Below are 4629 nucleotides of genomic sequence, written 5' to 3'. Positions count from 1 at the left end.
AATAAACAATGAGTTCATCCTTCTTCTGTTCATTCTCTCTTGCAAGTCTCTCATTCTTTATTGATTCACTCTTTAGTTCATTAAATCGTCTTTCTATATCATAAAGTTCTTCTGGTAATGTGATATAGTCTACACTCTTATCTATTAATTCATGAGATGCATGAGTCAATGCATCCATACCAGTTGCTGCAGTTACAGCAGGAGGAACTGATAGAGTAAGTACAGGATCACAAATTGCTACCTTTGCAGCTGTGTATTTACTCTTTACAGTCATTTTGTATTTGTTTTTTGTATCAGTTATAACTGAAGAAAATGTTATTTCGCTTCCTGTACCTGATGTTGTAGGTATAGTTATAAGTAGAGGTAGAGGCTTTGTAGCTGCAGTTTTACCTTCGTATTTTTTGATTTCTGTTGCATCGTGGGCAAGTAAAACTCCTACAGATTTTGCACAGTCTATAGGGCTTCCTCCTCCGACTGCTATTATTGAATCGCAAGCGTTTTCTCTTGCGATTTTTGCGCCTTCTTCTACATTTACATCTTTAGGGTTTGCTTCAACGCCGTCGTATACGATATAAGGAATGTTATCCTTGTCTAGTAAATCAGTTATTTTTTGAAGTATACCTGCTTTTGAAACGCCTTTGTCAGTAATTATTATTGGTTTTTGACCTTTATTTTCTTTTAATTCGCTACATAAATTATCTAAACAGTTTGCACCGTATATTATTTTTGTAGGTAGTTCAAATGAAAATAATTTTGTTAAATTATCCATACGGTTTCCTCCTTGTATAAATATAAGAATTGAGATTTTCCTATTAATTATAGTATTTAATTAAATTGTAGGCAAAAACGATTAAATTATCAATTGATATAGGTTGATTACTGCAAATTTTTTATATAGACAATATAATTCTAAATAAAAATTATTTTATGATACACTAATATTAATAAATTATGAATGGAGTAAAAAAGATGAATAAGAAGCTTTTATTTCATGCCATTATGAAATTCACAATTGGTATATTGATGGTAGGAATACTTTTGTTTTTACCAGCAGGTACATTTTATTATTGGAATGCTTGGTTGTTTATAGGTTTATTATTTATACCTATGCTTGTTTTAGGATTAATACTTTGGATTAAAGCACCTGATTTACTTGCGAAAAGGCTAAATAGTAAAGAAAAAGAAACTGAGCAAAAGCACGTTATTGTATTGTCATTGTTTATATTTGTCGGAGGATTTATAGTTTCAGCTTTGGATTTTAGATTTGAATGGTCAAATTTACCTATGTGGGTTATAGTAGTCGCATCTATAGTATTGCTTATTTCGTATATACTTTATGGAGAGGTAATGCGTGAAAATGCTTATCTTTCAAGAACAGTAGAAATTCAAGAAAATCAAAAGGTCATCGATACGGGTTTATATGGGATTGTAAGGCATCCTATGTATTTTGTCACAACAACACTATTTTTATCTTTTCCTATTGTGTTGGGCTCAGCTATTGGATTTTTGATTTTTCTTTTTTACCCAGTTTTATTAGTGAAAAGAATAAAAAATGAGGAAATGATTCTCGAAAATGGTCTAGAAGGATACAAAGAATATAAGGAGCGAGTTAAATATAGACTGATTCCATTTATATGGTAAGCTTTTATTTATTAATTTATGAATATATTTACAATGTTAATTTGTATTTCTTGATATATAATCACAAAGCAGTTGATCTAATTTGATTGATTGCTTTTTTGTATGTATTACGATAAATAGGTTTTTATGGAAAAAAATGTAAGATAGTAGTATAATAGTGAATAGTAAAGTGGATAATAAATATAAAATTAAATTAAATTTTAAGAATAATTAATAAAATTGAAAATTTCTTAAAAATAATAATTATATTATTACAAGGAGGAGTAATTGTGAGAGTAGAGGATCATCCTATTTTAGGAAAAATAGAAGATAGAAAAGAAGTCACTATTTTCTATAATGGACAACCAATAAAGGCTTACGAAGGAGAGCCTATTGCTTCAGCGCTTATGGCTGCGGGGATAAAGTCTTTTAGAACTACAGCTAAGAGACATGAGCCTAGGGGGATTTTCTGTGCGATAGGTCGTTGTACAGACTGTATGATGGTAGTAGATGGAATACCAAATACTAGAACTTGTGTTACTGTGGTAAAAGATGGAATGAAAGTTGAGACACAAAAAGGTTTAGCTCGTATAAGCAGAAAAAAAGATTAATCTAAAGACAAGATAAAATATATAGAATTAAACACATCGAAAGGAGTTTGCAAATGAAGGAGATAGTAACAGAGATAGCTATAATCGGTGCAGGATCTGCAGGGCTAAGTGCTGCATACCAAGCTGCAACTGCAGGTGCAGATGTATTAGTTATCGATGAAAATAAATTGCCAGGGGGACAATTATTTAAGCAAATACATAAATTCTTCGGCTCAAAGGAGCATAAAGCTGGAACTAGAGGATATATAATAGGTCAGGAGCTATTAAAAAAGGTTCAAGATAGTGGAGCAAAGGTTTTACTAGATAGCTTAGTTTATGGATTGCTTCCAGATAACAGTATGGGAGTTATAAGCGGTGGAATAAATTACTCTGTAAAGGCTAAAAAAATAATCGTAGCAACTGGAGCAAAGGAAAATTATATGGCATTTCCAGGAAGTACTTTACCAGGGGTAATGGGAGCTGGAGCTGCTCAAACCATGGCAAATGTAAACAGAGTTTTACCAGGTAAAAAAATACTTATGTTGGGTTCTGGGAATGTTGGACTTATAGTATCTTACCAATTGATGCAAGCAGGTGCTGAGGTAGTTGCTATAGTAGAAGGTGGACCGAAAATAGGTGGATATGGAGTTCACGCAGGTAAGGTTCGCAGAGCAGGTGTGCCTATATACACAGGACATACAATAAAAAGAGTTTACGGAGAAGGAAAAGTAGAGGGAGTAGAAATAGCTGCAGTAGATGAAAAATGGAACATAATAGAAGGCAGTGAAAAAACATTTGATGTAGATACTGTCTGTTTAGCTGTAGGCTTAAACCCTATGACAGAGCTTTTATGGATGACAGGCTGTGAATTTGATTTTATACCTGCATTTGGTGGGCACGTGCCACTTCACGATGAAAACATGGAGACTTCTAAAGAAGGCATCTATGTAGCTGGAGATGTAACAGGAGTAGAAGAAGCATCTTCTGCAATGGAGGAAGGAAATCTAGCAGGTGTGTGTGCAGCATATTCTTTAGGATATTTAACTGATGATGAAAAGGATAAATTAGTAGCAGAAATAAACGATAGATTAAACACTCTTCGTTCTGGATATTTTGGAGAGAGAAGAAGAGCTTCAAAACAAAAACAATTAGAAGATATGAAGCTGTATAAGGAATCACTTGTTAAATAATAAATTGAGTGAAAATTTCTTTGAAGGGAGAATAATTGTGAATAGAGGTATAGTATATGACGGTGTTCCATCTGAAGAAGAATTAGCTTCTTGCCCTGGAGTGCCAAGCGAAAGTAGAATGAGACAAGGTAGAGTTGCAGTTATCGAATGTGTACAAGAAATACCATGTAATCCATGTTCATATTCATGCAAACAAGGTGCGATAACTATAGGAGAACAAATAACAAATCTACCTCATTTAGATGAAGACAAATGTACAGGTTGCGGACAATGTGTGGCAAATTGCCCAGGTCTTGCGATAACTATAATGGATAAATCATTTAGCGACAAAGAAGCAGTGATAGATTTTCCTTTTGAATATCTTCCACTGCCTGAAGAAAATCAAGTAGTAGATGCTGTAAACCGCTACGGAGAAGTAGTATGCAAGGGTATAGTTAAGAAAGTAAAACAAGTTAAAGCATATGCGGGAACTACTATTGTAAGTATGATAATTCCAATGGAATTTGCAAATGAAGTTAGAAGCATGAAGCGTTTAGAAAAGTAGTTTAGAAAGGGAGAGTATTTATGGGTGAAGATATATTAATCTGCAGATGTAAGGAAGTTACAAAAGCAGAGATAATTGAAGCTATAAGAGATGGTGCAACTACAATCGACGGTGTAAAAAGAAGAACAAAGGCAGGTATGGGACTTTGCCAAGGTAAAACTTGCGAGAGATTAGTTGCAAAAATTATAAGTGAAGAAACAGGTATAAGCATGGATAAAATATTACCAGCTACTAAGAGAATCCCTGTTAGACCGGTAAAAATTGGTGTAATAGGAGGAAATGGTGATGAGTAAGTACGATGTTATAGTAATAGGTGGAGGAATCATAGGATCGTCTGTAACTTATTACTTGGCTAAATTGGGAAACAAAGTTTTACAAATAGAAAAAGAAGATATAACTAGAGGTTCTGCTGGAGCTACAGATGGTGTTGTAGGATATCATACTAAAAAGCCAGGTGCTCAAATGGACTTAGCAGTTCAAAGTATAAAATTATTTGATACATTGAGTGAAGAACTAGGCGAAGATATAGAGTACTATAGACACTGTGGTGGTATGCAACCAGTTGAAGATAAAGAGCAATGGGATATACTATCAAAAATAGTTGAAGAACAAAGAAAAAGCGACGTAGATATAGAGATGATATCTATAGAAAAGGCTCTAGAAATAGAACCTGAATTAAATCCAA

At 33.5% G+C, this 4629-nt stretch carries 7 protein-coding genes; 6 read left to right on the top strand and 1 reads right to left on the bottom strand.

All coding sequences use genetic code 11. From position 1 onward, the window contains the following. The coding region (locus MR593_RS02670) for an iron-containing alcohol dehydrogenase (protein ID WP_290686711.1) at positions 1-769 on the bottom strand (769 nt) is incomplete at its 3' end. Between the two features lie 230 nt (positions 770-999). Here MR593_RS02670 and MR593_RS02665 point away from each other — a divergent pair. The 6 genes from MR593_RS02665 to MR593_RS02640 all read left to right on the top strand — a co-directional run. Further along, positions 1000-1641 carry a methyltransferase family protein gene (locus MR593_RS02665; RefSeq protein ID WP_290686709.1) on the top strand — a complete coding sequence of 214 codons (642 nt, stop codon included), beginning with the start codon at positions 1000-1002 and terminating at the stop codon, positions 1639-1641. Between the two features lie 269 nt (positions 1642-1910). Continuing rightward, a complete protein-coding gene (locus MR593_RS02660; RefSeq protein WP_290686707.1) occupies positions 1911-2231 on the top strand; it encodes a (2Fe-2S)-binding protein in 321 nt (106 codons plus the stop codon). A 53-nt stretch (positions 2232-2284) separates the two neighbouring features. Next, entirely contained in the window at positions 2285-3400 is a 1116-nt protein-coding gene (locus tag MR593_RS02655) for an NAD(P)/FAD-dependent oxidoreductase (RefSeq protein WP_290686705.1), read from the top strand. A 37-nt stretch (positions 3401-3437) separates the two neighbouring features. Beyond that, the gene (locus MR593_RS02650) at positions 3438-3944 is read left to right on the top strand and encodes a 4Fe-4S dicluster domain-containing protein (protein WP_290686703.1); all 507 of its coding nucleotides are present in this window, start codon (positions 3438-3440) and stop codon (positions 3942-3944) included. A 20-nt stretch (positions 3945-3964) separates the two neighbouring features. Next, positions 3965-4237, top strand: a complete 273-nt coding sequence (locus MR593_RS02645; RefSeq protein WP_290686702.1) for a (2Fe-2S)-binding protein — start codon at positions 3965-3967, stop codon at positions 4235-4237. Continuing rightward, positions 4230-4629: NAD(P)/FAD-dependent oxidoreductase (locus tag MR593_RS02640; protein ID WP_290686700.1), on the top strand; the 400-nt coding region annotated here is incomplete at its 3' end. The genes MR593_RS02645 and MR593_RS02640, both read left to right, overlap by 8 nt.

Source organism: Intestinibacter sp., assembly GCF_022780145.1.
Classification (GTDB): Bacteria; Bacillota; Clostridia; order Peptostreptococcales; family Peptostreptococcaceae; genus Intestinibacter.
This window is presented reverse-complemented; position numbering and strand designations above follow the sequence as displayed.

Bases quoted from the DNA above. Each gene is read 5' to 3' on its own strand.
- MR593_RS02665 (WP_290686709.1), top strand. From the start codon at position 1,000: ATGAAATTCACAATTGGTATATTGATGGTAGGAATACTTTTGTTTTTA.
- MR593_RS02655 (WP_290686705.1), top strand. From the start codon at position 2,285: ATGAAGGAGATAGTAACAGAGATAGCTATAATCGGTGCAGGATCTGCA.
- MR593_RS02645 (WP_290686702.1), top strand. From the start codon at position 3,965: ATGGGTGAAGATATATTAATCTGCAGATGTAAGGAAGTTACAAAAGCA.